General features: G+C 57.4%; 21 protein-coding genes and 1 tRNA gene. 12 read left to right on the plus strand and 10 right to left on the minus strand.

Features of this window, described 5'->3' with window-relative positions; all coding sequences use genetic code 11:
* Positions 1–8: 8 nt before the first annotated feature.
* The gene (locus AC2D8V_RS09325) at positions 9–3,161 is read left to right on the plus strand and encodes a valine--tRNA ligase (protein WP_484733254.1); all 3,153 of its coding nucleotides are present in this window, start codon (positions 9–11) and stop codon (positions 3,159–3,161) included.
* Between the two features lie 124 nt (positions 3,162–3,285).
* Here AC2D8V_RS09325 and AC2D8V_RS09330 read toward each other — a convergent pair whose 3' ends face one another.
* Positions 3,286–4,074, minus strand: a complete 789-nt coding sequence (locus tag AC2D8V_RS09330) for a crotonase/enoyl-CoA hydratase family protein (protein WP_484733255.1) — start codon at positions 4,072–4,074, stop codon at positions 3,286–3,288.
* Positions 4,075–4,190: 116 nt separating this feature from the next.
* On the opposite strand from AC2D8V_RS09330, the gene AC2D8V_RS09335 reads away from it, so the two are divergent.
* Positions 4,191–5,294 (plus strand): pyridoxal phosphate-dependent aminotransferase, encoded by a 1,104-nt coding sequence (locus tag AC2D8V_RS09335; protein ID WP_484733256.1) that lies wholly within the window; start codon positions 4,191–4,193, stop codon positions 5,292–5,294.
* A 60-nt stretch (positions 5,295–5,354) separates the two neighbouring features.
* On the plus strand, positions 5,355–5,576 hold the full coding sequence (locus AC2D8V_RS09340) for a hypothetical protein (protein WP_484733257.1): 222 nt from the start codon (positions 5,355–5,357) through the stop codon (positions 5,574–5,576).
* Here AC2D8V_RS09340 and AC2D8V_RS09345 read toward each other — a convergent pair.
* Complete coding sequence (locus AC2D8V_RS09345; protein ID WP_484733258.1) at positions 5,573–6,781, minus strand: pyridoxal-phosphate-dependent aminotransferase family protein; 1,209 nt, start codon at positions 6,779–6,781, stop codon at positions 5,573–5,575. The two genes, AC2D8V_RS09340 and AC2D8V_RS09345, sit on opposite strands and share 4 nt — an antisense overlap.
* 140 nt (positions 6,782–6,921) lie before the next feature.
* Here AC2D8V_RS09345 and AC2D8V_RS09350 point away from each other — a divergent pair, with 140 nt between their 5' ends.
* The gene (locus tag AC2D8V_RS09350) at positions 6,922–8,775 is read left to right on the plus strand and encodes an ABC transporter ATP-binding protein (protein ID WP_484733259.1); all 1,854 of its coding nucleotides are present in this window, start codon (positions 6,922–6,924) and stop codon (positions 8,773–8,775) included.
* Here the strand turns inward: AC2D8V_RS09350 and AC2D8V_RS09355 are convergent.
* On the minus strand, positions 8,772–9,446 hold the full coding sequence (locus AC2D8V_RS09355) for a TIGR04283 family arsenosugar biosynthesis glycosyltransferase (RefSeq protein ID WP_484733260.1): 675 nt from the start codon (positions 9,444–9,446) through the stop codon (positions 8,772–8,774). The two genes, AC2D8V_RS09350 and AC2D8V_RS09355, sit on opposite strands and share 4 nt — an antisense overlap.
* Before the next feature lie 66 nt (positions 9,447–9,512).
* On the opposite strand from AC2D8V_RS09355, the gene ygfZ reads away from it, so the two are divergent.
* Positions 9,513–10,250, plus strand: coding sequence for a CAF17-like 4Fe-4S cluster assembly/insertion protein YgfZ (ygfZ, locus tag AC2D8V_RS09360; protein WP_484733261.1), 738 nt, complete (start codon positions 9,513–9,515; stop codon positions 10,248–10,250).
* 75 nt (positions 10,251–10,325) lie between these two features.
* On the opposite strand, the gene efp is transcribed toward ygfZ, so the two are convergent.
* Positions 10,326–10,889, minus strand: a complete 564-nt coding sequence (efp, locus tag AC2D8V_RS09365) for an elongation factor P (RefSeq protein ID WP_484733262.1) — start codon at positions 10,887–10,889, stop codon at positions 10,326–10,328.
* A 221-nt stretch (positions 10,890–11,110) separates the two neighbouring features.
* Between efp and AC2D8V_RS09370 the strand changes: the two genes are divergently transcribed.
* Positions 11,111–11,431, plus strand: a complete 321-nt coding sequence (locus tag AC2D8V_RS09370) for a DUF6280 family protein (RefSeq protein WP_484733263.1) — start codon at positions 11,111–11,113, stop codon at positions 11,429–11,431.
* A gap of 50 nt (positions 11,432–11,481) precedes the next feature.
* Here the strand turns inward: AC2D8V_RS09370 and AC2D8V_RS09375 are convergent, their stop codons facing one another.
* The 4 genes from AC2D8V_RS09375 to AC2D8V_RS09390 all read right to left on the minus strand — a co-directional run bounded on the left by AC2D8V_RS09375 (position 11,482) and on the right by AC2D8V_RS09390 (position 15,148).
* Positions 11,482–12,060, minus strand: a complete 579-nt coding sequence (locus AC2D8V_RS09375; protein ID WP_484733264.1) for a cobalamin biosynthesis protein CobQ — start codon at positions 12,058–12,060, stop codon at positions 11,482–11,484.
* A gap of 77 nt (positions 12,061–12,137) precedes the next feature.
* Positions 12,138–12,857 carry a hypothetical protein gene (locus AC2D8V_RS09380; RefSeq protein ID WP_484733265.1) on the minus strand — a complete coding sequence of 240 codons (720 nt, stop codon included), beginning with the start codon at positions 12,855–12,857 and terminating at the stop codon, positions 12,138–12,140.
* 158 nt (positions 12,858–13,015) lie between these two features.
* Positions 13,016–14,455: a TolC family outer membrane protein gene (locus AC2D8V_RS09385; protein WP_484733266.1), complete on the minus strand. Its 1,440-nt coding sequence runs from the start codon at positions 14,453–14,455 to the stop codon at positions 13,016–13,018.
* A 39-nt stretch (positions 14,456–14,494) separates the two neighbouring features.
* Positions 14,495–15,148: a protein-L-isoaspartate O-methyltransferase family protein gene (locus tag AC2D8V_RS09390; protein ID WP_484733267.1), complete on the minus strand. Its 654-nt coding sequence runs from the start codon at positions 15,146–15,148 to the stop codon at positions 14,495–14,497.
* A 146-nt stretch (positions 15,149–15,294) separates the two neighbouring features.
* Here AC2D8V_RS09390 and AC2D8V_RS09395 point away from each other — a divergent pair.
* The 3 genes from AC2D8V_RS09395 (at position 15,295) to AC2D8V_RS09405 (ending at position 19,458) form a co-directional block, all read left to right on the plus strand.
* A tRNA-Cys gene (locus tag AC2D8V_RS09395) sits at positions 15,295–15,368 on the plus strand.
* Between the two features lie 163 nt (positions 15,369–15,531).
* Entirely contained in the window at positions 15,532–16,200 is a 669-nt protein-coding gene (locus AC2D8V_RS09400) for a hypothetical protein (protein ID WP_484733268.1), read from the plus strand.
* Positions 16,201–16,800: 600 nt separating this feature from the next.
* The gene (locus AC2D8V_RS09405; protein ID WP_484733269.1) at positions 16,801–19,458 is read left to right on the plus strand and encodes an AsmA family protein; all 2,658 of its coding nucleotides are present in this window, start codon (positions 16,801–16,803) and stop codon (positions 19,456–19,458) included.
* 23 nt (positions 19,459–19,481) lie between these two features.
* On the opposite strand, the gene AC2D8V_RS09410 is transcribed toward AC2D8V_RS09405, so the two are convergent.
* Complete coding sequence (locus AC2D8V_RS09410) at positions 19,482–19,964, minus strand: hypothetical protein (protein WP_484733270.1); 483 nt, start codon at positions 19,962–19,964, stop codon at positions 19,482–19,484.
* A 389-nt stretch (positions 19,965–20,353) separates the two neighbouring features.
* A complete protein-coding gene (locus AC2D8V_RS09415) occupies positions 20,354–21,922 on the minus strand; it encodes an arylsulfatase (RefSeq protein ID WP_484733271.1) in 1,569 nt (522 codons plus the stop codon).
* Between the two features lie 138 nt (positions 21,923–22,060).
* Between AC2D8V_RS09415 and AC2D8V_RS09420 the strand changes: the two genes are divergently transcribed.
* From AC2D8V_RS09420 to AC2D8V_RS09430, 3 genes are all read left to right on the plus strand, one after another.
* Positions 22,061–23,047: a helix-turn-helix transcriptional regulator gene (locus AC2D8V_RS09420; RefSeq protein WP_484733272.1), complete on the plus strand. Its 987-nt coding sequence runs from the start codon at positions 22,061–22,063 to the stop codon at positions 23,045–23,047.
* Positions 23,048–23,221: 174 nt separating this feature from the next.
* Entirely contained in the window at positions 23,222–23,362 is a 141-nt protein-coding gene (locus tag AC2D8V_RS09425; RefSeq protein ID WP_484733273.1) for a hypothetical protein, read from the plus strand.
* A gap of 113 nt (positions 23,363–23,475) precedes the next feature.
* Positions 23,476–24,714, plus strand: coding sequence for a metal-dependent hydrolase family protein (locus tag AC2D8V_RS09430; RefSeq protein ID WP_484733274.1), 1,239 nt, complete (start codon positions 23,476–23,478; stop codon positions 24,712–24,714).
* Positions 24,715–24,783 lie beyond the last annotated feature (69 nt).

Here is a 24,783-nt window from a genome sequence, read left to right on the forward strand (position 1 = left end):
GCGAGATCATGGCGCTCGACAAAACATTCAACGCAAAAGAAGCCGAAGACCGGCTCTATGCCGCTTGGGAAAAGGCCGGCGCCTTCAAAGCCGGGGCCAACGCCAAAGACGGGGCAGAGACCTTCTCAATCATGATCCCCCCGCCCAATGTGACGGGCTCGCTGCACATGGGCCACGCCTTCAACAACACCTTGCAGGACATCCTGATCCGCTGGCACCGCATGCGCGGGCACGACACGCTCTGGCAGCCCGGCACCGATCACGCAGGCATCGCCACGCAGATGGTCACCGAACGCGAGATGGCCGCCAACGGCGAACCGTCGCGTACCGAAATGGGGCGCGAGAAATTCCTCGAACGCGTCTGGCAGCAAAAGGTCAAATCGCGCGGCACCATCATCGGGCAACTCAAACGCCTCGGCGCCTCCTGCGACTGGGACCGCGAAGCCTTCACCATGGGCGGTGCTCCGGGCGACCCGGAAAAGGACAGCGGCGCACCCAACTTCCACGATGCCGTGATCAAGGTCTTTGTCGACATGTACAACAAGGGCCTGATCTATCGCGGCAAGCGGTTGGTCAACTGGGACCCGCATTTCGAAACCGCCATCTCCGATCTCGAAGTCGAAAACCTCGAAGTCGACGGCCACATGTGGCACTTCAAATACCCGCTCGCGGGCGGCGCAACCTATGAATACGTCGAGAAAGACGAAGACGGCAACGAAGTGCTGCGCGAGACGCGCGACTACATCTCCATCGCAACCACCCGGCCTGAAACCATGCTGGGCGATGGCGCGGTCGCGGTCCATCCGTCCGATGCGCGCTACGCCCCCATCGTGGGCCAGCTGTGCGAAATCCCTGTCGGCCCGAAAGAGCATCGCCGCCTGATCCCGATCATCACCGACGACTACCCCGATCCGGATTTCGGCTCGGGCGCGGTCAAGATCACCGGTGCCCATGACTTCAACGACTACGGCGTCGCCAAACGCGGCAATATCCCGCTCTACCGTCTGATGGACACCCGCGCCGCCATGCGCGACGACGGCGCGCCTTATGCCGAGGCTGCGGCAATCGCCATGGCCGTGGCCAAAGGCGAACAGACACTCACCGAAGCCGAAGCCGACACAGTCAACCTTGTGCCCGATGATTTGCGCGGGCTTGACCGTTTCGAGGCGCGGAAAAAAGTGATCGCCCAGATCACCGAAGAGGGCCTCGCGGTCATGGTCCCTGCGCATGACCCGCGCGTCGGCGGCGGCAAACCGCTCGCCCCCGAAGAGGGCGGCGAGGCGCGCGAAGACACGCTCGTGCCGCTTGTAGAAAACAAAAAGATCATGCAGCCCTTCGGTGACCGCTCCAAGGTCGTCATCGAACCGATGCTGACAGACCAGTGGTTCGTGGAAACCTCCAAGATCGTCGGTCCGGCAATTGATGCCGTGCGCAACGGTGACACCGAAATCTTCCCCGAGCAGGACAAGAAGGTCTATTTCAACTGGCTGGAAAACATCGAGCCGTGGTGCATCTCGCGCCAGCTTTGGTGGGGGCACCAGATACCGGTTTGGTATGGGCCAAGCGTCACGCACCTCACATTCGAAGATGGCGGCGAAGGGGACGTATGGAACTGGCAGGAGCCTGTATCCTTCTGCGCGCCAAGCTACGGCGAGGCTCTTGAAAAGGCGGCAGAGTACTATCGTGGTCAGGGCGCATTCGGACATTTTGCGGACCAAGAGATCGAAAGCGCGCAGGCGTCGAACAGCCTGTCGGATGAAGCGGGTCATAACGCCGACAAGGGGCGGATGATCGGGCTTTGGCGCGATCCCGACGTGCTCGACACGTGGTTCTCCTCCGGCCTCTGGCCCATCGGTACACTTGGCTGGACCGGTGACGCCGAGGCGGACGCGGCCAACGAGGCGCTGCAAAAATACTTCCCGACCTCGATCCTGATCACCGGGTTCGACATCATCTTCTTCTGGGTCGCCCGCATGATGATGATGCAATACGCCGTTGTGGGCCAAAAACCGTTCGACACGGTCTATGTCCACGCGCTTGTCCGTGACGAGAAGGGCAAGAAGATGTCCAAATCGCTCGGCAACGTGCTCGACCCGCTCGACATGATCGACGAATACGGCGCGGACGCGGTGCGCTTCACGCTCACGGCGATGGCGGCCATGGGGCGCGACCTGAAACTCTCGACCGCGCGCATTCAGGGATACCGCAATTTCGGCACGAAATTGTGGAACGCCTGCCGCTTTGCAGAGATGAACGATGTCTTTGCCCAGCGCGCGCAAGGCACCGACGTGTTACCGACGTCGTACCGACCCGAAACCGATGCGAAACAGGCCGTGAACAAATGGATCGTCGGAGAGACCGCCAAGGTCCGCGAAGAGATCGACACCGCGCTTGATAACTACCGTTTCAATGACGCGGCGAACGCGGCATATGTCTTTGTCTGGGGCAAGGTGTGTGACTGGTATGTGGAACTGTCCAAACCCCTGTTGCAGGACACACAAGACGCTGAAATTGCAGCAGAAACCCGCGCGACCATGGCATGGGTGCTGGATCAGTGCATGATCCTGCTGCACCCGATCATGCCCTTTATCACCGAAGAGCTCTGGGCCCAGACCGGGACCCGCGACACGATGCTCGTGCACGCGGACTGGCCGGCGTACAGGGCCGCTGATCTGGTAAATAGCGAAGCAGATCAAGAGCTTAACTGGGTCATCACACTGATCGAGGCGATCCGCTCTGCGCGGGCGCAGATGCACGTGCCTGCCGGTCTCTACGTCCCGTTGGTGGTGACGGACATAGACGCAGCAGGTCAGGCAGCGTGGGATCGCAACGAGGCAATGATCAAACGGCTTGCGCGCGTCGATACCTTGTCGTCAGAACCGTCTTTCCCGAAAGGGACGGTATCACTGGCTGTACCGGGTGCTTCATTCGGCCTACCTCTGGCGGATATCATTGATATTGCAGAGGAAAAAGCGCGCCTTGAGAAATCTCTGGGCAAGCTGGCCAAGGAACTGGGCGGCCTGCGCGGGCGTCTCAAAAATCCTAAGTTCGTGGCCTCCGCCCCCGAAGAAGTTGTCGAAGAAACCCGTGCCAACCTTGCCTTGCGTGAGGAAGAAGAGGCCCAGTTGAACGACGCGCTTCAGCGCCTGCAAGAGCTTTAGCCAGCACAGCGCGCGCTGTGGCCTGAACGCGTGGTTAAGCCTTCGGAAACCATGTTCTGCGACAGTGCGCGAGCGGGAGCCATCCATTTGTCGGCGCGTGTCCCCGCGCCTGCGGCATCGCGCGTCATTTAAAAACCGGCGCGCGCTTGGCGAACTGTGCCGCTATGACTTCCATTTGTTCGGGCTGACCCAGCAGGCCGGCTTGTTCTTTCGCTTCCGCCAGCAGCACGTCGCTGGCCGGTTTTTCATAGGCCAGATCGCTCAACCGTTTGGCCGTGCGAATGGCATTGGGGCCTTTGAGCGCAATCTTCTGCGCCAGCGCTCTGGCGGCAGCCACAGGGTCATCTGCCACCGTCGTGACCAGCCCCCAGTCGCGCGCCTGTTTCGCACCGATGGGCTCGGCGGTGTAAATGAGTTGTTTCATCACATCCTCACGCACCAGCCGCGGCAGCAGCACAAAACCGCCCATGTCCGGCACGATGCCCCATTTCATCTCCATAACGGCAAGCTTGGTTTCGGGCGCCGCGATGCGTATGTCAGCGCCCAGCGCAATCTGCATGCCCGCACCGTAGACCACACCATGCAGCGCCGCGATCACGGGGACCGGCAGGCGATGCCAGATCATCGCAACTTCCTGCCACTTGTTGGTCGTGCCCTCGCCATGGGTTCGCGGCAGGATCAGCGCCTCCATCTCCTGCCCGACCATCTTGGTCAGCGCAGAAAGATCGATACCGGCGCAAAAACAGTCCCCCGCGCCAGACAGCACAACCACACGCGCCGTCGACGCCGCAATCTCTTCGCCCGCGGCAATCAACCCGGCGATCATGTCATCGTCCATTGCGTTTTTCTTTTCAGGCCGGGTCAAAGTGACTTCGGCGATGTGGTCTGCGATCTCAACGGTGATGCGTGGCACGCTGTCTCTCCTGACTGTCATGGCGGCAGCAAAACGCAACAGCCCTGAAATGGCCAGCAGAACGTGACGGCATCAGAGGCTTGCTCTGGAAACGCGCTGTCGGTAATCAAATGATCATGACCGTTTACCGCTTTACAGATCTCGCAACGTCCTTGCCTGCAACAGTGCCATTCGTTGGGCCCGAGACACAGGAACGCGCGCGCGCGCAGCGTTTCAATGCCCGTTTGGGGGCAAATGAGAATGTCTTTGGCCCCTCTCCCAGTGCAATCAGGGCCATGGCAGAAACGCCGCTTTGGATGTACGGCGATCCGGAAAACTTTGACCTGCGTGCAGCCCTCGCCCGCCACCACGCCGTGACGCCGGATAACATCACGGTCGGTGAAGGAATCGATGGACTGCTGGGCTATCTGGTGCGCCTCTTTGTGGCGCCCGGCGATGCGGTCGTCACCTCTGACGGCGCCTACCCGACGTTCAACTATCACGTGGCAGGCTATGGCGGTGTTCTGCACAAAGTGCCGTATACCGACGACCACGAGAACCCCGAGGCACTTTTCGCAAAAGCGGCAGAGGTCGGCGCCAAACTCGTCTACCTTGCCAATCCGGACAATCCTATGGGCACTGTCCATTCGGGTGCGTATATCGCGCAGATGCTGGACAAACTGCCCGAGGATGCTCTGCTGGTACTGGATGAGGCCTATATCGAATGCGCGCCTGCGTCCGCGTGCCTGCCGTTGCCCGTCGATGATCCACGCGTGATCCGGCTGCGCACCTTTTCCAAGGCCTACGGGCTGGCAGGGGCACGTGTGGGCTACGGCATGGGCGCACCAGACCTGATTGCCGCGTTCAACAAGGTGCGCAATCATTTTGGCATGAACCGGGCCGCACAAGAAGGCGCATTGGCCGCGCTGGCGGATCAGACGTGGCTGCGGTCTGTTCTGGCCCGCATACAATCCTCGCGCCTGCGTATCGAAAGCATCGCCCGCGCCTGCGGCCTCAATCCGATCAAGTCGGCGACGAACTTCGTGGCAATCGACTGCAAGCAAGACGGCGATTTTGCCCGCAAAGTCCTCGCCGAAATGGTGGAGGCAGGTGTCTTCGTCCGCATGCCCTTCGTGGCACCGCAAGACCGCTGCATCAGGATCAGTTGCGGTACACCTGCGGACCTCGAACTCGTTTCCGACGTGCTGCCACGCGCGCTGCGTGCTGCAGAAAATAGCTGACGCGTCGGGCTGGCGCCCTATAGTATTTTATTAAGGGAGAGACACGCGAGGCAAAAAAGGATGGAGCATCAAAAACTGGGCCGTGCGCCAAACTACACAGGGGCCTGCATCGTTATGTTCGGTGTCAATCTGGGATGGGTTCTGTTGCTCTTGTTTGCCGTCTACGGGCTGGTCGTGGCCGTGTTCATCTGCCTTGTTGTGAATCACTGGCTCAACTGGCTCGACCAAAGGCGCCGCGCGATTCAGGAAGCATCCGCTACCCCGACATCCGGACAGTCCTAGGCCTGCGCGATCACCTCTGCGGCTGCGGCAAGCGCACCCTTCCCGTGATCTATATCAAGCGCAATCAAACCGGCCTCAATCCCGCCCAGCAGGCCCATGATCATATGGCCATTCACATGACCCATGTGCCCCAGCCGGAAAAACCGGTGCCATTCGGGGTCATGCGCCGGCACTATCCCCAAGCCAATGCCAAGCGTCAGGCCGATCTGTGACTGCGTCCACTCGCGCAACGCAGTGGCTTGCGCGGTCTTGAGCTGGAGGGACGTAACAGCCGTGCTGCGAAACGCCGGATCGCTGACATTCATCGCAAACGCCCCACGCTCCGCCCAGATTTCGCAGGCCGTCCACACTGCCCTTGCCAGTACAGCGTGGCGTTGCCAAACCGCTTTGATCCCTTCTGCGTGGATCATATCGAGTGCTGTCCGCAGCCCGTAAAGGTGATGGGTGGGCGCAGTACCGTTCCAGTAGTGGAAAAACACCTCCGGATCGACGCGGGTGGACCAATCCCAATAGCGGCTGACTCGCGGCATGTCTGCACGTGCAAGCGCCGCCTTGTCGTTGAAGAAAACAAAGCACATGCCCGGCGGTACCATCAGCCCCTTCTGGCTGCCCGCCACCATCACATCCACGCCCCATGCGTCCATCTCAAAAACATCGCAGGCCAGTGATGCAATGCAGTCGACCATCAGCAAGGCAGGATGACTGATATCATCAATAACTGCTCGCAGCGCCGCAATATCATTCCGGATAGAGCTTGACGTATCTACATGGACAGCCAGAACTGCCTTGATGCGGCGCTCTTTGTCCGCCGCAAGTGCCTGCGCGATCCGCTCATTATCGAAAGGTGCGGAGGTGCCAAAACTCAGAACTTCCGCCTCGGCGCCCAGCGCGCGCGCCATATCCGCCCAGTCGTCGGCAAAGCTCCCCGACGAGGGCACCAGCACCATGTCACCCGGCGCAATCACATTGGCCAGTGACGCTTCCCACGCGGCGTGCCCGTTGCCGATGTACATCGCGACATTGTGGTCCGTCCGCGCCACGCGGCACAGATCGCGGGCAATGCCCGGCACCATTTCGATCATCTCGCCTGCGTAAATATTGGGTGCGCCGCGGTGCATGGCCTGTAACACGGCTTCTGGCATCACCGACGGGCCGGGGATTGCCAGATAACCTCGCCCTGCGGAAAGATTGGTCTTTTGAGTCATTGATGGGCCGCTTTGTTTTGCGGCAACAGTAGCGGTTTGAACTGGAGGGTCAATTCCGCGCGCACTTGAACACCGGGGCTGCGCAGCTTAGACCCAAGGCCTACGCCCGGCGACGCGCCGACAATCCAAGAAGGGCCGCAATGAGCGAAAGCAATCAATCGTCCAAAGAGCTCTTGGCATGGCTGTGGCGCGGGTATCTGCGCAAGCACACCAGCCTGCTGGCGGTGGCGGTCGTTTTCATGATCATCGAAGGCTCGATGCTTGGGGCACTGGCCTATATGGTCGAGCCGATGTTTGACGACGTATTCGTCGCCGGAGACCGCGGCATGCTGTTTGTCGTGGGCATTGTACTGATTTGCATCTTTGTCGTCCGCGCCTTTTCAGGCGTGCTGCAAAAAGTCCTGCTGGCCCGGATTTCCGAAAGGACAGCCGCCGAGGTGCGGAATGACCTGCTGAGCCACATGATGAAGCAGGACGGTGCTTTCCACCAGTCGCACCCGCCGGGTTACCTTATTCAGCGCGTCCAGACGGACGTGGCGCAAATCAACAATGTCTGGCGCGCGATCATCACCGGTGCCGGGCGAGACGCTATCGGCCTTGTGGTCCTTTTGGGCGTGGCGATCAATGTTGACCCTATCTGGGCGCTGCTGGCCTGTGTCGGCATCCCGATGATGGTATTGCCCGCCGCGCTTGCGCAGCGCTTCGTGCGCGACAGGGCGCGGGAGGCACGTGATCTGGGCGCAAGCCTTGCCACCCGCCTTGACGAAGTGTTCCACGGGATTGTGCAGATCAAGCTGAATGCTGCGGAGGATTATCAGTCTCACCAGTATCGCAGCCTGACCCGACAATATGTCCGCACGCAGGTTCGCACGATCTTTGGTTCCGCCGCGATCCCGGCGATGGTCGACATCATGTCCGGACTGGGGTTCATGGCAGTTATCCTTTACGGCGGCTCCGAGATCATCGCGGGCGAAAAAACCGTGGGCCAGTTCATGAGCTTTTTCACCGCGATGGGGTTTGCCTTTGACCCGATGCGGCGGCTGGGGGCAATCAGCGGGTTGTGGCAGGTGGCCGCGGCCTCGATCGAACGGCTCAAGGAACTGCTGGAAGCGCCAGTGCTGCTGACCTCGCCTGCGAACCCCAAACCGCCACCGAAGGGAACGCCAAGCATCGTGCTGGACAAAGTCTCGCTGAGTTATGGCGAGACCGAAGTGCTGGACCAGTTGAGCCTCACCGCAGAAGCCGGTCAGACGACGGCCCTTGTCGGCGCGTCGGGGGCGGGAAAATCCACAATCTTCAACCTGATCACGCGGCTGATCGACCCGACCGCGGGCAAGGTGCTGATTGGCGGCGTCGGCACTGCCGAAATGGCCCTGCCCGAACTGCGCAAGCTTTGCTCTGTGGTCACGCAGGAATCGCTCTTGTTCGACGAGACGCTGCGCGAAAACATTCTGATGGGCCGTGAAGGTATCAGCGACGAAGACCTCAAGGATGTGCTGGATGCGGCGAATGTCAGCGACTTTCTGGCCAAAATGCCCAAAGGACTGGATACACAGGTCGGGCCGCGCGGCTCTGCCCTGTCAGGCGGCCAGCGGCAGCGGGTGGTCATCGCCCGTGCGCTGCTGCGGGATACGCCCATCCTGCTTTTGGATGAGGCGACATCCGCGCTTGATGCCCAATCCGAACACGTGGTGCAGGAAGCGCTGGACAAGCTGGCAAGCGGCCGCACCACACTGGTCATCGCACACCGGCTATCGACGGTACGCGGCGCAGACAAGATTATCGTGATGGATCGCGGGCGTGTCGTCGATGAGGGCACGCACGATGAATTGCTGGATCGGGGCGGCATCTACGCCGATCTCTACCGGTTGCAATTCGAGGATGGAAAAACCGTCAGCGACAGCCGGTCGATCAAGCCCGCGCAACGCAGCGCACCTGATACTGCAGAACCTTCGGGCCTGATCCAGCGACTGACCAGCCTCTTCAGCCGCTAACCGCGATAGCTGTCGGCCAGTCGCTGCGGCGACGCGCCGCCAAAGTAGCGTGCAAGCGTCCACAGGTTTCGGCTGCCACGACGCAACCATCCCTGGCTCTGGTACCGTTCAGGGCTGGTACGTGCGACCGCGTCAATCCGGGTGAGCTTTCCGGCCAAGGCGCGCACAAGCGCCACGTCTTCCATCAGCGGCTGGTCGGCATAGCCGCCAACACTGTCGTAGAGCACGCGCGGCACCAACAGGCCCTGATCACCATAGGGCAAGCCAAAGCGGCTGCGAAGGTTTGCCCACCCCGCGACGATATCCCCTGCCATGCCGCCACGATCAAACGCCAGTCGGAACCAGCCGGCTCGGTGGGTGTCGAGGTGCGAAATGACAGGACCGACCCATCCGGCATCCAGCACTGTGTCGGCATGCAACACCAGCAACCAGTCCCCGCGCGCCTGCGCGCATCCGCGTTGAAGTTGCCCACCGCGCGACGCGGGGCCCATCACAAGCTCCGCTCCCCACTCCTTCGCCAGTTCGAGCGTTGCATCGGTAGACCCGCCGTCGGTCACGATTAGTTCACGGATCAACCCGGCTTCCAGCCCGGCCATCAGACTGGTCAGGCATGGCCCCAGCACATTCTGCGCATTCAGCGTCGGTATGATCACCGAAATCGGCGCCCGCATGGATTGACCCCTTTCAACTTGTCGCATGACGGTTATATGCGACCTAACATAATTGAGGAGCCTTTCATGACCACCCGTCGCATTTTGCAACTCAAAGGGTCAGACGTGACCGACTTTCTCCAAGGGCTTGTAACAAATGACGTCACCGGCATCGAGAAGGGACTGGTCTATGCCGCGATGCTGACGCCACAAGGCAAATACATCGCGGACTTTTTTCTGTCGAAAAATGCACAAGGCGTATTGCTCGACGTGGCAGAGAGCCACGCCGATATGCTGACAACACGACTGTCGATGTACAAACTTCGTGCTGATGTAACCATCGAACCCACGGCGCTCTTTGTGCATCAAGGCATCGGGACACCACCACCGGATGGTTTTGCAGACCCGCGCCACGCCGAGCTTGGCTGGCGGGCATACCGCGACACACCACCGCAAGAGGACACGGTCGATTGGACCGCATTGCGGGTGAAACTCGGTATTCCGGAAACCGGCATCGAACTGAGGGAAGATACCTTCATCCTTGAGGTCGGCTTTGAAAGACTGTCCGGAGTTGATTTCCGCAAAGGCTGTTACGTCGGTCAGGAAGTGACGGCGCGGATGAAACACAAGACCGAACTGCGCAAGGGGCTGGCCCGCGTCAATGTCGACGGCCCCGCCGAAGAAGGGACCGAAATCTTGTCAGACGGCAAACCGGTGGGCCGCCTGCTGAGTCGGTCTGGATCGCATGCGCTGGCCTATTTGCGCTTTGACCGGGCCAACGGCGAGATGCGCGCAGGCGCTTCTGTGGTGACACGCGCAAAATGACGTGGCGTCACTTGCGGCGGCGCAAATCGCCCCCGCATCACGCCATGCACCCCGCCCGGCGACTGTGAGCAGCAACTAGGCGCGCTCTGAATATTCCATCGTTTCGGTGTTCACGACGATGTCTTCGTCTTGCCCGACAAAGGGCGGCACCATAACTTTTACACCGTTATCCAGTACCGCAGGTTTGAACGAATTGGCCGCTGTCTGGCCTTTGACCACGGGTTCCGTCTCGATCACCTTGCAGATTACCTTTTGCGGCAGAGTCGCGTTCAAGGCTTCGTCTTCGTAAAATTCCACGACGATTGTCATACCGTCCTGAAGGAACGGACGCCGCTCTCCCAGCAGATCTGCAGAGAGCTGTACCTGCTCGTAAGTCTCTGTATCCATGACAATAAGCATTCCGTCGTCTTCGTACAGAAACTGTTGGTCCTTCTGCTCAAGCCGGACGCGCTCAACCTTGTCGGCAGACCGAAAACGTTCGTTAAGTTTGGAACCATTGCGCAGGTTGCGGAGTTCCACCTGAGCGAAGGCGCCGCCTTTGCCTGGTTTTACATGATCGACTTTGACCGCAGCCCAAAGCCCGTCATTGTGTTCCAGAACATTTCCGGGGCGTATTTCGTTACCGTTGATTTTTGGCATGTGTCTGAACCGTGTCAAAAGGTTGATGAAAGATTGAAGACCCCTATATCTGGGAGGATGCTGGGTGACAAGACAACGATATCTCGTGCTAGATACGAGGCTAGTTATGCAAAATTTGCATATAAGCCATGCAATAAGAGGGTATCCGAATCGACCAAACTCCGTCATAAGGAGCGTCACGCCGAAAACACAAGAGCAAGAATAATGGAAAGGACGACGAGATGAGAGATTTCGTTGACGGCACAGCCTTTAACAACGAGCAAGGCAATCGTGCGCGTAAACTCTTTGCTGCCGTGGTACTGGCAGCGCTTGACGACGCTATTGCGGACGACAAGAAATATGGCAATGGACCCGAGCAGATTGCACGCTGGGCACGGTCTCGCGATGGCCGCGAAGTGCTGAGCTGTGCAGGTATCGACCCGAACGAACGGGTGGTCGAGGGTCTCATGGAATTTGTTGGCAAAGGCGTGCGGACATCCGTCGCCCTGTCGCGCGAAGAATCCGAACGTCGCAACGCTGCGCAGCAAGCAGAAGCCGCGTAACGTCAATCACGTATTTCGTTAGAAACGCCTCCGCTTGACGGGGGCGTTTTTTATGTGTCGATGAAGAAAAAAAGCCATTGGCGGACGATCCAGAACTCTGCCACCAGTAACATGGCGGTTACGCCGGCGAGCGCGAAACCCTGCCGTTGCCGCCACAGGATTACTGCGGCCACCAGAGCAAGCGTTGCTTCTACCGGTGCGACCCAGAACGCTCCTTTTCCCTTGTCCCAATAGCTGATCGGGCTTTCGTATACCCATGAACTGACGGGCCAGAAGTGCGCCCGCCCGTCGTCATGGTGCAACGGAAAATCACACAGCACATGAAGCAACGCAGCACCGCACAGCGCAATTGCCCAAGGGCGCTTGACCATCAGCGCTATGGCCATCAGTGCGCCCCAGACAAAAAACGAGTTGTCGATCGCAAAGATCGTCTGCCACAGATAAGAGAAATACAGCTCGTCGAATACGATCCGTGGCGGGATATCCAGCAGAAAAAGAGAGGCTCCAGCCAGTAGGTAAAGCGACAGATCCGGAAGCAACCCGCCCAACATCGCCGCCCAGATCACCGGTTGTGGCTGCCCCCGCCCGCAGGTTGCCGCGCCAAGAAGCAAATGCGCCGGTGTATTCACGCCTGCCGGTCCAGCAGGTTGGGACGATTTTGATAAAACCCGATGGTCATCGGGCCAGCAAGCCTGCCAACCTGGGCTTAGTCAAGCGCGCGTGCGGCCAAAGCGCGTTGAATTTCAACCCGCACCATCTTGCGCACGTTGCGCGTGATGCGCTCGCCCAGATCACCTTGCAATTCGGCGCGCACAATCTGGGAAACCAAGGGGCCTTGCAGTTCTTCGCGAACAATATCAGCAACCAGATCGCGCAGAGCCATTTCGTCGATTACTTGCTCTTCGTCGGAAAGAGTGTCGACAACGACATCTTGTTCCTCTGAAACATCGGGCATCGGCGCGCCTGTCGCATCCAGATCAACCTGATGCACCCACTCTATCGCCCTGCTTTCGGCGACAACCATGTCTTCGTCCTCATCGCCTTCGGGCTCGTAGATTTCACTCGCGCGCTCGATGGCGTTTTCCAACGCAGCAATGCGCTCGGTCAGTTCTGCCGATGACGGTTTTTTTGCCTTCGCAAAGAATGCTTCGATGGACTCGTCATGCACCGTGTTGTGGGTAAACCCAACTTCCAATGCGCTTTCTTCGGCCGTTTCGTCCGATATGTCATCTGCCAACGGCTGAGACGCGTCGGCCGGTTCGTCATCGGCGCTGTCGTGCATTTCGAAAGGCGGCTCTTCGTATTCGAACCATTCCTCTTCGGGGTCTATCGCGCTATCGGGGTTCAACATGAGCACATCGTGATCGGATACACGTAGTTGAGGCGTCAGAACCAACCGGTCAGGCGTTGCGTCGCTTTCAGACATAGACGGCGTTCTTTTGTTCTCTCCCACGAGTTTCCTAATGGAAGAAAGGACGTCCTCTACCTGAGCGTTCGTAACTGGATCTGACATTGTTGCACCACACTAAACCTCCACATAGTGTAGCGTGGTGCTGTCCGTTGCACAATGGGTAGATGGGCCGCTTACTCTTTCGACAGAGACTTGAGAACCTTGTCAAGCTGGCGACCCTGTTCGGACAAGACAGCCGGCGAGTCCTTGACGAGGTTGTAATACGCCGCCGGATCATAGAGTTGAACGCCAAGGTTCAGATTTTGCGCTGTCAGCTGACCGGTAGCCTGCAAAACAGCATAAGCCGCGACATAAAGATTGGCCTGGTCCGAAATGCGCGCGGTCTCAGCGTCGAGCAATTCCTGTTCGGCATCCAACACATCAAGCGTTGTCCGTGCGCCGAGTGTTGCCTCTTCACGGACACCACGAAACGCGATTCGCGCCGCTCGAATACGTTCTTCACTCGCCGCAAGGCTCGCACGCCGCGCCGCGAGCGCCGCATAAGCATTTCCGACATCCTGTATGATCTGCCGCTGCACTGTCAGCAAGTTGCCGCGTTGCGCGTCACGCACAGCGAAGGCCCGTCTTTCGGCAGCCGAAAGCGCGCCACCTTGATAAATCGGACCGCTCAACTCTACGCCCAGCCGGGTCAGGTTCGAAAAGTCGCCACTGCCCAGATCATCAGCATAAGACCATGACCCAACGGCTGAAATTGTTGGGTTATATTCGGCCTTTGCCTGAAGGATATTCAGTTCGGCCGCAGACACCTGATGCTGTGCAGCCAGTAGATCAGGATGCGCCCGTACAGCCTGAGCACGGGCCGCATCGATATTGCTTTCAAGCTGTGGCAACGCGGGAGGTGGTTCCAGATTGCCCGGTGCCCGCCCGACCGCTGCGCGGTATTCTTCATTCGCCTGCTGCAAGTCGCCTTGCGCTGTGGCTAGACCGCTGCGGGCCTCTGCAAGGCTCGACTCGGCCTGCGCAACATCGGTCCGCGTCACCTCGCCCACTTCGAAACGGTCTTGGGCCGCGCGCAATTCCTGCGTTAGCAGGCGCAGGTTGTTCTGGCGCAATTCGACAAATTCAGCTGCGGAGCGGACGCTCAAATAGGCCGCAACTGCGCGCAACAAAACACTTTGCTCTACGCTGACAAGTTGCTGTCGGGTGGCCAGTACCGTTTCTTTCAAGGCCTCAACGGTCAGTTTGCTCGCACCAGAGTCCCACAACAGCAGACTTGCGACCAGACCGACGCTGGAGTCCGTGCTTTCTAATCCGGTTGATACAGGACCCAAAGCGTTGTTTGATTGGGAGCGTCCGAGATCCCGCTGAACCGAGGCAGAATAATTGATAATAGGCTTCAGTGCAGCGCCCGCGGTGGCGACATCTTCGTCTGCGGCGCGCAGCAACGCCCGGTTCTGCTCAAGCAGGCCGCTATTTTCGTAAGCGCCCGCGAGCGCGTCGGCCAGTGTCTCGGCTTGCACTGCACCTGCCCCGAGTACCGCTGCCAACCCAAGCGCCAGACCAGAAGCTTTCCAATGCGGTGTTCGCCTTCTGAAACCAAGTTTACCTGTCATTTCCCTGCTCTCCTCGACCTTTTGCCGGTCAATAAATTATTAAAGCTCGAAAGCTGCCTCTCGCTCAAACCCCGGCAACACGGGCGCCCCTGCATTGAAAGACATGCGCCACGATACCGTGTCACCTCGTTTGCGCCCGATGCGCACTTCACCGAGGGTATCTTCCATGAAGAGGCACGCGATCCGACCACCATCCTTGAGCTGGTCGAGCAGGGTTTGCGGTACCGTACCGATCCCGCCCTGAACCACGATCACATCATAGGGCCCATGCTCGGCTGCGCCGTCAGTCAACGGACCAACATGGCCGATCACATTGTCCACACCGGCGGCAGTCAGGGCCTCCTGCGCTTCATGCGCCAGCGCGTCGTCTTCCTCTACTGACACCACGGCCTCGGCCATATGTGCGATCACCGCCGACGAGTACCCCATGGCTGCGCCAACATCCAAGACGAACTCCTGATTTCCGATGTTCAGGGCGTCGAGCATTTTTGCCAGTGTACGCGGCTCCAGAATGACGCGACCGGACCCGAGCTCCAGATTTTCGCCGACGTAGGCGGCTTCGCGCATGGCAGCCGGGACGAAGTCCTCGCGGGGGATCGTCAACATCGCGTCAATAATGGGAAATTTGGTCACATCGGACGGTCTAATCTGCGTATCGACCATCACGGTGCGGCGGGCGGCAAAGTTTGTCATATAGCTAAACTCATACGTTCAGAACAAGTTGCCACTGATGTTGCACATCTGCAGTGACCCGGCAACGCCAATACAGGAGTTTTTGACGATATGTGGCACTTGCGGCACCCTGCATTATCGTTTAGCAGTGCCGACACACCACGAGGGGCGAGTTGGCGGAGTGGTGACGCAGCGGATTGCAAATCCGTGTACAGGGGTTCGATTCCCCTACTCGCCTCCAAATTTTCACAACATTTTGCGTTACTTACATCACCACACACAAGATGCTGTGAATTGAGTTTCGTACACAATTCGTACACAGTCCGCGTGCAGTTTCTGCTGCTTTTTCTCGCCGATTTGCCGTATAGTGTGTTGCAACAGACACTTAACGAAGACGGCTAGGAATGAGCTACGGCGTAGATACTGTAAATGTGCACAAGAAGCTGAAGCTGGATAAACGCAGCGGCAGCGAAAACTGGTATGCGCGACTGACGCTGGACAACGGAAAACGCATCGTACGTAGCACAAAAACGGACGACTTAGAGCAAGCCAAAGAGCGGGCTTTGAAGCTTTACTTTGAGACTGAAGCACGCATTGCTAACAAGCTCCCAGCCCAAACCCGCAAGTTCAAACACGTTGCTGAATACGCAATTAAGCGAATGCAGAACGAGCTAGATGGCGGCACGGGCAAGCAAGCTTACAAAGATTACATCTCAGCACTGCGCCGTTGGCTCATACCATACTTTGAAGCTACAGATATTGCGAAGATTGACTTGGCCGCTCTGACAGCGTTTGACGCATGGCGCACAGAGCAGAACAAAAAGCCGTTTTCGCAGAGCGGCATCAATAATCACAATGCGGCGCTGAACAGAGTGTTTGATGAAGCAGAACTGCATGGCTGGCTCGTAAAATCTTTGCGCCCTAGCCTCGTCAATGACAAAGCTGGCTTTTGGATTACCTTTCAACGGCGCGGCAAGAATATCTCCTGTTGCCGATCGTACCAAAACAGGTTGTTCGATTTCGGAACCGTCAGCGAGGTCAATTGCTGCACCCACAGGGGCTGCGATGACTAACCCCGGACCTGTCAGCAACAGTGGCGCCGCTTCTTCGCAACTTGACAACATGAAAAGCCCCAAGGCTGCACAAAGAAAAGAAAGAGTGCTGCGCTGACTGATTGTCGCGTTTCTTTTCCCACCGCTTTTTCGAGCCACAGGAGACCTCCCTCTCCAATGGACAAGCATTATATTCTGAGCTTGGTTGAAGCGCATTGACGCAAATCAAGCCCGCTGTCTCATGCGGATCAAAGCAGACCGCCGAGTGAGTACCTCAGTCCGCTCTGCGGCGCTTTCGACCTCTCGCCTTTGATAGGCATCCTTCTCCTCAAGAACGTCGATTTTCGTGTTCTGCTGCGGCACAGCAGATCGATCCAGCGAAAGCAGGGACGGAACGCCGCCAAGTTGACCGATGTCGTAGCAGGTTGTCCGGCGCGCCGTTCACGGGTGTCTGACAAACGGAAAAACCCGCATGATTAAAACCCGAAGTTGACAGCAACACGGGTTCCGCTGCTATCTCGCCCATGAAACCAAAAATGAGATGACGCTTGCGGGTGCCACCTGATATTCAGACGGGTAAACAGACACCTCGAAAGACATGGAGCGCCAGTGCACTGGATCATGAAACTACTCATCGGATTGGTCGCCCTGCTTGTAACGGGTGCTGCTACAGTGTGGCTGATCCTCGCGGTACCCTTCTTCAGCGACATCCGCAGCGCCTTCGCCGAGCGATTCCTGAGCGACCAGATGGGCTTCCCCGTGGTGATAGATGGCGACGTTTCTGTGCGGCTCGGGCGCGTGACGCGCTTGAATGCAAGCGGTCTGTATATTCCGACTGAGGACATGGTACACGTTAACCGCGCCGACCTCGGCACATTTGAGGTTGATGTCGATCTGGTTGACCTCTGGAATGGCCGTTTCAACCTCGACAATCTGCGCATCTGGGACCTGCACGTGAGTGTAGAGGCTGAGCGTCTACTCCCAGTTCGCGAAAACGACGGCGCCGAAGCGGCATCCGAGAAATCCGAGAGTGAGCAGAGTATACTGTCCTTTTTGCGCACTCGCACCGTCGACATCACCAACGTCACGCTAATTGCGGTGAACACGCGCAACGGCTTTGAATTCGACTTCGAACTGGCAGAATTAGACTTCGACCAGGTCGAAGACGGAGAAGCGCTCAATGTCTTCGGTGAAGGCGCTGTCAACGATCAATCGTTCGGGTTAGAGGGCTACTTTCCGAATGATCGACCCTTCGAAGTGACATTCGAATTCGGCGACGCAACAATGAACTATAGCGGAACGCCCGCAGAGAGCGGATATGCAGCCGGCTACGATGCTCAATTCGAGCTCGACGTTCGAGAACTCAGCAGCTTTTTTGAAGCGTTTCGGTTGCAGCCCGCGCTTTCCGGCACCGCGCGAATGTCGTCGCGTGTCGAGGCAACCCCGGAACAGATCGGGCTGGCCGATCTCTCGATAGAGGTGAACCTTGCCGAGGGGCACTTTGTCGGTGTGACCGGCAGCGTCGAGAATTTCGGGCAAAGAGAAGGCGTCGATCTGTCCGCGGTCTTGCGGCTTTACCCTGAAGGCCAACCGCCTGCACCAGCGCGCAGCCTCGAGGAGTTGCGTCTCACTGATATGTCTGCAACGCTACGTGGCGAGGCAGGCGGTTTCGAGTTTGATGAGTTCTTCGTGTCTTCGAACGCCTTCAACCAAGAAATTAGTGAGGTCGGGCCGGTGCGGATCGGGCGCATTGAGCGCAGTACCGAAGGCGCCTTGGTACTAGAGGATATTTCGATCCAAGCAGGCCCAAGGGACGCGCCTTACATCAAGGCGACAGGCGACGTTGGCAACGTGCTGAATTTCACCGACTTCTCCTTTTCTGGCGCGCTGGACGCACCGGCATCGTTGGTTCTCGCCCAGTTGGGTGACGAGGTGGCAGAGGCTTTTGGCGGATTGGAAGCCAGTTTCGTGGTCGACGATGCGGACGGCGTGCTGAGCCTGCGCGAACTTGATGCGCGTGCGACCGACACTGAAATCTGGGAGTTTGATGCGCGCGCACGCAGTAAAACCGTCACTTCCCTCGACGGCCTGGAAGTGGATGCGAAGCTCGGCTTCGTCGATGGTGCTCAGTTTCTCTCGGCGTTGAACCTCAAACCTGTCTTTACAGGTCCGCTCAGTCTTTCGGCTATGGTGCGCGGGCATAACGCTGGGCTTGACGCCGAACTCGGCCTGAAATCAGGAAGCTCGGATTTGTCGAGCGCGCTGTCATTCGACCTTCGCCAAACTCCGCGCCGGATAGACGCCAGCATCGTCAGCGAGGCACTGGATGTTGCCACCGCGAAAAAGGCGTTCGCCGCCATTGCGGAATTGCAGAAAGTAATGGAACGGAGCGAAGCAGATGCCGGGTCGGAAGCATCGGAGTCCGACGAGATCGAAATCCAGCCGCTTGTCCTGCCCGAGGAAGAGCCCAGTCTTGGCGACTTGATTGACAGAACCGCCCTGCTCGCGGAAACCGACGCCAATGTCACAATCGATTTCAAGCGGATTAGCGGGGTGCCGGGGCTGACGTCGGTGTCTAGCGATTTCGAACTGGTCGAAGGCAAGGCACGCCTCGGTCCGCTCGATTTGGCTTTCGCCGGCGGCGCGCTCCGTTTCGGCGCACGCATGGACTTGATCGAAACGCCGCACCTTCTGTCGGTTTCGGGAAGCACCAGCGGATGGGACCTGGCGGACATTTTGCGAACGCTCAATATCGATTTCCAGGCCAATGGTGCACTCGCTGGAAACTTCAGCCTGAGTGGCAACCGCACGTCTGTCGACAGCTTTCTCAACTCCATGTACGGGAGCGCAGAGATTGACATGAAAAACGGCCAGGTGGCCACCAGTCTGCTTGAGCTTGCAGGTCTCGGCATCTTTCCCTGGCTCTTCTCTCAAGAGCGGCGCCAGGGTTATACCGACGTGGTCTGCGTGCAGGCGCCGGTTCGCATTTCAGCGGGACGCATGAGTTTCGATCAGGTGGTGGCGGAAACCCGCAGCGTACAGATGGTGGCGCAGGGGTTTGTCGACTGGAATGCCGACGCGATCGCGCTCCGCGCCGAACCGCGCCCCGTGGGCAGACCGCTTGCTCGTTCGGCCTGGCCCTTCGACGTGACAGGAAAACTCTCCGAGCCTAAATTCAAGCTCGATATCGGTGGATCACGTCAACGCCGTGCGGACGGTGCTGATCAGATGCCCACGCAGCGAGTACCCTGCCAGCGGGACATCCTGCAACTGCAGTGAACTTTTAGGGTGGATCCTCTCCGTCAGGGCGTGGTGCCGCTCTGGCATGCAAGCACTTCGGCGACCGCCTTACGCGTGCCTGTGAGATCCATTTCGAATGTCGTGCCGCGACTGCCTGTAATCCTTACATCGTAACGGCGCGAGAACTCCTCAACGAATGCAGGGTTATTGAAATAAGCGTAACCGCCGGGAACGCCGTCCTCGTAGCGCGCGACCGCCTCGCCCCCGAACCGAGCTACGCCAAAGTCAAACTCAACGCGACCGGTCTCGCCTTCCACAATGTGCGTCCAATCGGGGTTGTAGACTGCAAGGTAGCCACCGTCCAGCGTCGGCGCGACACCGATCTGCACCTCGGTTCCATCGGACGTAACGCGCGAGGCAAAGCAGGCGCGCGCACTTCCGATACGCTCTTTGATGTCCCAACCTGCAACGCTGCGCCAGTCGCGAACCTCATTGGCGACAGCGGGTGTCGACGCCAGCACCAAAATTAACAGAGTATGCCGCATGTCTAAAAGTTCCTGTCAGCCGAACGCGTCCCCGTACTGGCGAAGTCTTCCGGGTATCGCCAATCCCCGACGTCCCATAAGTTTAGGACATTGGGTTGTTGCAGCGCAACAGAGCATTCACCACGATCTGAGCGATAGACACGCGTCCTTTGCGAAGCATCGAAATTCAATCTGGCGGCTCGAGGTCCAATGCTGACTTACGGTTTGATGAGCCAGTGGTCCGCTATGCAGACCTAGATGCCGTCTGTGCAATATATTCGAATGGCCATTCTTGAAGTAAACAAAAGAGAGCTTTGCCAATAGTCTGAATGTGGCGCCGTCAAAAAGTAAAAGGCGACCCTTGGCACTGGTCGCCTTCTTTCTCAATGGTACGGACAAAAGTTCGGGAGTTACTGGTTCGAACCTGCCAAAACCATGTCCATCACGTTCTCCAGATTAAAGCTTCCGGGCGCTTGCCTTGGTGGATATTCCTGGAAACTTTGCAACCATTGAGCCACATAGGCCGACGCTGGCGCGATTACGTACATACGCTCTGCGGCCCACCGGACATATCCCATTGCTTCCTCCTCCTTTGCCCGTTCAAATGGATCCATTCGCAAGTTCGTAAGCGCAGGAAAGCGAAGAACTTTGAAAGGTTCGGACCAAACGTCAAACCCGTGCGCTTCCTGAACGAGGAAGTTGAGTTTCCAGTCTCCATAGCGAAGAGCGGCTACCGATCCGTCGTCGGTCCAATACAGGAATTCGTTGCGTGGCCATTCCGCCTCACCCCGCAAAGCCGGGCCGAGGTCGTAGCCATCCAGATGCACCTTGTACTCGGTATCACCAATGGTCAGACCATCGAGCAATTGCTTTTTGATTTCAGTCTGGCCGACCGCGCCCGCAATGGTCGTGAACATATCGTTGTGCGCGCCAATTTCGTTGATGACGGTTCCGGGTTCTGTCACACCCGGCCAGCGGATCATGGTGGGTACGCGAAAGCCACCTTCCCATTGCGTGTTCTTTTCACCGCGGAACATTGTCGTTCCGCCGTCAGGCCAGGTGAAAGTCTCTGCCCCGTTGTCGGTTGAATACATCACGATGGTGTTGTCTGCGATGCCAAGCTCATCAAGCTTGTCGAGCAATTGCCCCACGTGGCCGTCATGCTCGACCATCCCATCAGCATAAATGCCCTGACCAGTGACACCTTCGCTTTCTTCTTTGAGGTGCGTGAAAACGTGCATCCGGGTTGAATTCCACCAAACAAAGAAGGGTTTGTCCTGTGCGTTGGCTGTGTCCATGAAATCAAGAGCGGCAACGAGCGTTTCGTCGTCAACGGTCTCCATCCGTTTTTTCGTAAGCGGCCCCGTGTCTTCGATTTCCCCGTCAGAGGTTGAACGGATGACGCCGCGAGGGCCAAAAGCATCCCTGAACGTACGCCCGTCCGCCAGAACGGAATCGCCTGGGTAGTCCACGTTTTCAGGCTCTTCTTCGGCGTTGAGGTGGTAAAGATTGCCGAAGAAAACGTCGAAACCATGATTGGTGGGCAAGTGCTCGTCCCGGTCGCCTAGATGGTTTTTTCCGAACTGACCGGTTGCATATCCTTCGGCACTCAACACGGTGGCGATGGTCGGGTCGCGTTCATCCATACCTTCTGGGGCTCCGGGCAATCCAACTTTGGTCAACCCTGAACGGATCGGAGATTGACCTGTGACAAAGGCTGCGCGCCCAGCGGTGCAGCTTTGCTCTCCATACCAATCGGTGAACATGACGCCTTCTTCCGCTATGCGGTCTATATTCGGCGTTCGATACCCCATTATTCCGTTGTTGTAGGCACTGATGTTGAACTGGCCGATATCGTCGCCCCATATCACCAGAATATTTGGTTGCTCCTGGGCGTTAGCGGGCAATGTGCTCGCAATGAGGGTCACGCTTGATGTGACTGCGGCGCACAGCAGCCGCAAGTTTCTCGTACAATCCATTATTGGGCTTCCTTTTGAGACAATTCGTCTTACCATGGAAAGCCAAGTTGGATCCGTACGCTTACCATTTCCGGCCAAATGCCGCCTCTCTTCGAGGCTCTGATACTTGAGCATTGGCCCATCAATAGGAGGTGTAACATGACGCGATTCGCATCCGTACATGCAGCAGTTGCTCAGCCTTTTTTTGACGCAGCTCCGATTCCGTTGACCAAATTAGAACAATTGGCAGAAAACGCCGGACTGCCCGGCGCCTTAATATCTCAACCAACGGGTGTGATTTCCTTACGCGCTGCTGAAAAGTTCATGGTTCAGCTTGACCGGCGGATCAAACACCCGACTTATTTTTTTGAAACATTGCAAAATCCGCAGGCGTCAGGCTCAGCGTCGGTCGCGAATATCAAACTGCCACGAAGCCTGACCGGGCTGGAAGCCGTTTACATGGTGGCGCAATGCATTTCTTCTATTCTACATGGCGCAAGTTTTTTTGTTGAAATCGATAGAGACCGGATTTGGATTTTGCGCACCGCCGGCACAACAGATTACACCGACTTCTGGCCGGTGCAGCAATATAACTTGGCGGTCGCATTGCACTCTGTAAGACAGGTTATCGGACACGCCATCCCTGCCTGTGCACTTCGCCTCACTAGCCCCGTTCCAAAGACCTCTTTGCCAGAAAAATGGCGTGAATTACCCGTTGAGCAGAGCCGGCAGAGCATAGGCGTGGCGTTTTCCCTTGATGATCTGGTGTCCGAATGTGGAAGCGTCGTGGTGGTCAATGGTTCAGGCAGTGTGCCGCATGAGGCAGATGTTCTCGAACTGCGTTCGTGTCTTGAGACCTATCTTGGTTACACAACTCCTGAGTGCCTATCCAAAAGAATGGCAACAGCTTTTGGAATGAGCCGCCGGTCCTATCGGCGACACCTGCAACAATTGGGGCTTTCGCACCGTCAGTTGGTCTCAGACGCGCGTCTGTCCAAGGCGGAGAAATTGCTCGCTGATCCTTCAATATCGGTCACCGAAATCGCCTTCGAGCTCGGCTACGTTCATGCCTCTGCGTTCACTCGTTTTTTCAAAGAACGTACGTACCAAACACCCCAAGAATTTCGGCTCAAGACCAAAACATAAAGCGAGTGCCGGACAGTTGGTTTTGGCGCAAACTCACCCAAAGCAATCTCACGCTTTAGGCTTTTTTCTTTAGATATCTGCGTCTGCTATTGTCACTTGAACAGTCGGCGAAAAATTGCGGTTAAGTTGCCAAGCGGTTTGCAACAGAAGACGCATATCCGCCGTTCGAGATAAGTGAGCATTTTACAAGACGGGCTTCAAGCAGACCAAGAGTATGATTATCCGACCGTCCGCTTGGCGGACGAAGCTGCCGTTGAGGAAAGCAAAAACGCATTGCTGGACAGCATATTTTTTGCGAGGGTTTCCGTGACATAATGATTGGAGCGGCACAGATGAATTTACTAAGTCGAGCAGCTATTTCATCCGTCTTTTTCGTTTTGACAGCGTCCCACGCGGTTTCGCAAGAAGGCCCCATACTGATCACAAATGTGAATGTTTTCGACGGTGTCAACGAAGCGCTGATCGAAAATGCGAACGTTGTTGTGGCAGACAATCTGATCGCGCAGATATCGACAGATGAGCTCGCCGTCGCCGGAGGTCGGGTTATCGACGGTGACGGGCGCACCCTGATCCCCGGCCTCATTGATATGCACTGGCACGTCACCTATTGCTGTGCCGCCCAGAGCACCGTGATTACCGGCGATATTCTAGAGGTCGCCATCCGTGGCGCAATGGGCGCCGAAGATACGCTGATGCGTGGGTTTACAAGTGTACGCGACGCCGGTGGAAACACTTTTTCGATCAAAAAAATGATTGACGCAGGCGAAATTCCGGGGCCACGTATTTTGCCCTCGGGTCCACCAATTACCCAGACAGGTGGCCATCTTGACTATCGTCCGTATCAGGCCGTTCCAACAAACCCGGGTGATAGCCAATGGTATTGGTATTATACGGGTTTGATGATTCAAGCCGACGGGGTGCCTGAAGTTATACTTCGGTCGCGCGAGGTGATGCGCATGGGTGCGTCCCAGATCAAAATTGCCGCCGGTGGTGGTGTCTCGTCGCTTTATGATCCGCTGGATGTCCGGCAATACACCAAGGCCGAACTGGAAGCCTTTGTAGAGGTCGCAGACACCTATAATACTTACGTTCTGGCGCACATTTTCACAGACGAGGCCGCGCAGATTGCACTGGAGGCCGGGGTAAAGTCGATTGAACATGGAAACCTGATGGGTCGTGAGACCCTCGAATTGATGAAGGAAAAGGATGCATGGCTTTCCGTACAGCCGATCCTCGATGATGAAGATGCCATTCAGTTCGACGATCCGGTCAGTACCGCGAAATTCAAGCTTGTCACCGACGGTACGGAAAGAACGATAGAGTTGGCAAAGGAAATAGGCGTCAAGATCGCTTTCGGCACCGACATGCTCTTTGATCCGAAACTGGCCGCCAAGCAAGGGGCGTTCGTCGCCAAAATGAACCGCTGGTTTACGCCGCCTGAAATCATGACACTGGTCACATCGAACAATGCCGAATTACTCGCTTTGTCCGGTCCGCGATCAACTTACCAAGACGGCCCTCTGGGTGTCATCAAGGAAGGTGCATACGCTGATCTAATCCTCGTAGACGGAAACCCGCTTGAGGACATCGATCTGATTGCTGACCCAGATGAAAATTTCGACCTCATTATGAAAGATGGGGTCATTTTCAAGAACACCTTGAAGTGAGCATTCGCGAGTGATGGTCGTCTACTAGAAAAATCAGTGGTCGCCCTCACAAGTGACTTAAAGCGTAAC

This window comes from Roseobacter sp. YIN89 (genome assembly GCF_057219365.1).

Bases quoted from the DNA above. Each gene is read 5' to 3' on its own strand.
- AC2D8V_RS09325 (WP_484733254.1), top strand. From the start codon at position 9: ATGGCGCTCGACAAAACATTCAACGCAAAAGAAGCCGAAGACCGGCTC.
- AC2D8V_RS09335 (WP_484733256.1), top strand. From the start codon at position 4,191: ATGACCGTTTACCGCTTTACAGATCTCGCAACGTCCTTGCCTGCAACA.
- AC2D8V_RS09340 (WP_484733257.1), top strand. From the start codon at position 5,355: ATGGAGCATCAAAAACTGGGCCGTGCGCCAAACTACACAGGGGCCTGC.
- AC2D8V_RS09345 (WP_484733258.1), bottom strand. From the start codon at position 6,781: ATGACTCAAAAGACCAATCTTTCCGCAGGGCGAGGTTATCTGGCAATC.
- AC2D8V_RS09350 (WP_484733259.1), top strand. From the start codon at position 6,922: ATGAGCGAAAGCAATCAATCGTCCAAAGAGCTCTTGGCATGGCTGTGG.
- AC2D8V_RS09355 (WP_484733260.1), bottom strand. From the start codon at position 9,446: ATGCGGGCGCCGATTTCGGTGATCATACCGACGCTGAATGCGCAGAAT.
- ygfZ (WP_484733261.1), top strand. From the start codon at position 9,513: ATGACCACCCGTCGCATTTTGCAACTCAAAGGGTCAGACGTGACCGAC.
- efp (WP_484733262.1), bottom strand. From the start codon at position 10,889: ATGCCAAAAATCAACGGTAACGAAATACGCCCCGGAAATGTTCTGGAA.
- AC2D8V_RS09370 (WP_484733263.1), top strand. From the start codon at position 11,111: ATGAGAGATTTCGTTGACGGCACAGCCTTTAACAACGAGCAAGGCAAT.
- AC2D8V_RS09380 (WP_484733265.1), bottom strand. From the start codon at position 12,857: ATGTCTGAAAGCGACGCAACGCCTGACCGGTTGGTTCTGACGCCTCAA.
- AC2D8V_RS09385 (WP_484733266.1), bottom strand. From the start codon at position 14,455: ATGACAGGTAAACTTGGTTTCAGAAGGCGAACACCGCATTGGAAAGCT.
- AC2D8V_RS09390 (WP_484733267.1), bottom strand. From the start codon at position 15,148: ATGACAAACTTTGCCGCCCGCCGCACCGTGATGGTCGATACGCAGATT.
- AC2D8V_RS09400 (WP_484733268.1), top strand. From the start codon at position 15,532: ATGAGCTACGGCGTAGATACTGTAAATGTGCACAAGAAGCTGAAGCTG.
- AC2D8V_RS09405 (WP_484733269.1), top strand. From the start codon at position 16,801: ATGAAACTACTCATCGGATTGGTCGCCCTGCTTGTAACGGGTGCTGCT.
- AC2D8V_RS09410 (WP_484733270.1), bottom strand. From the start codon at position 19,964: ATGCGGCATACTCTGTTAATTTTGGTGCTGGCGTCGACACCCGCTGTC.
- AC2D8V_RS09415 (WP_484733271.1), bottom strand. From the start codon at position 21,922: ATGGATTGTACGAGAAACTTGCGGCTGCTGTGCGCCGCAGTCACATCA.
- AC2D8V_RS09420 (WP_484733272.1), top strand. From the start codon at position 22,061: ATGACGCGATTCGCATCCGTACATGCAGCAGTTGCTCAGCCTTTTTTT.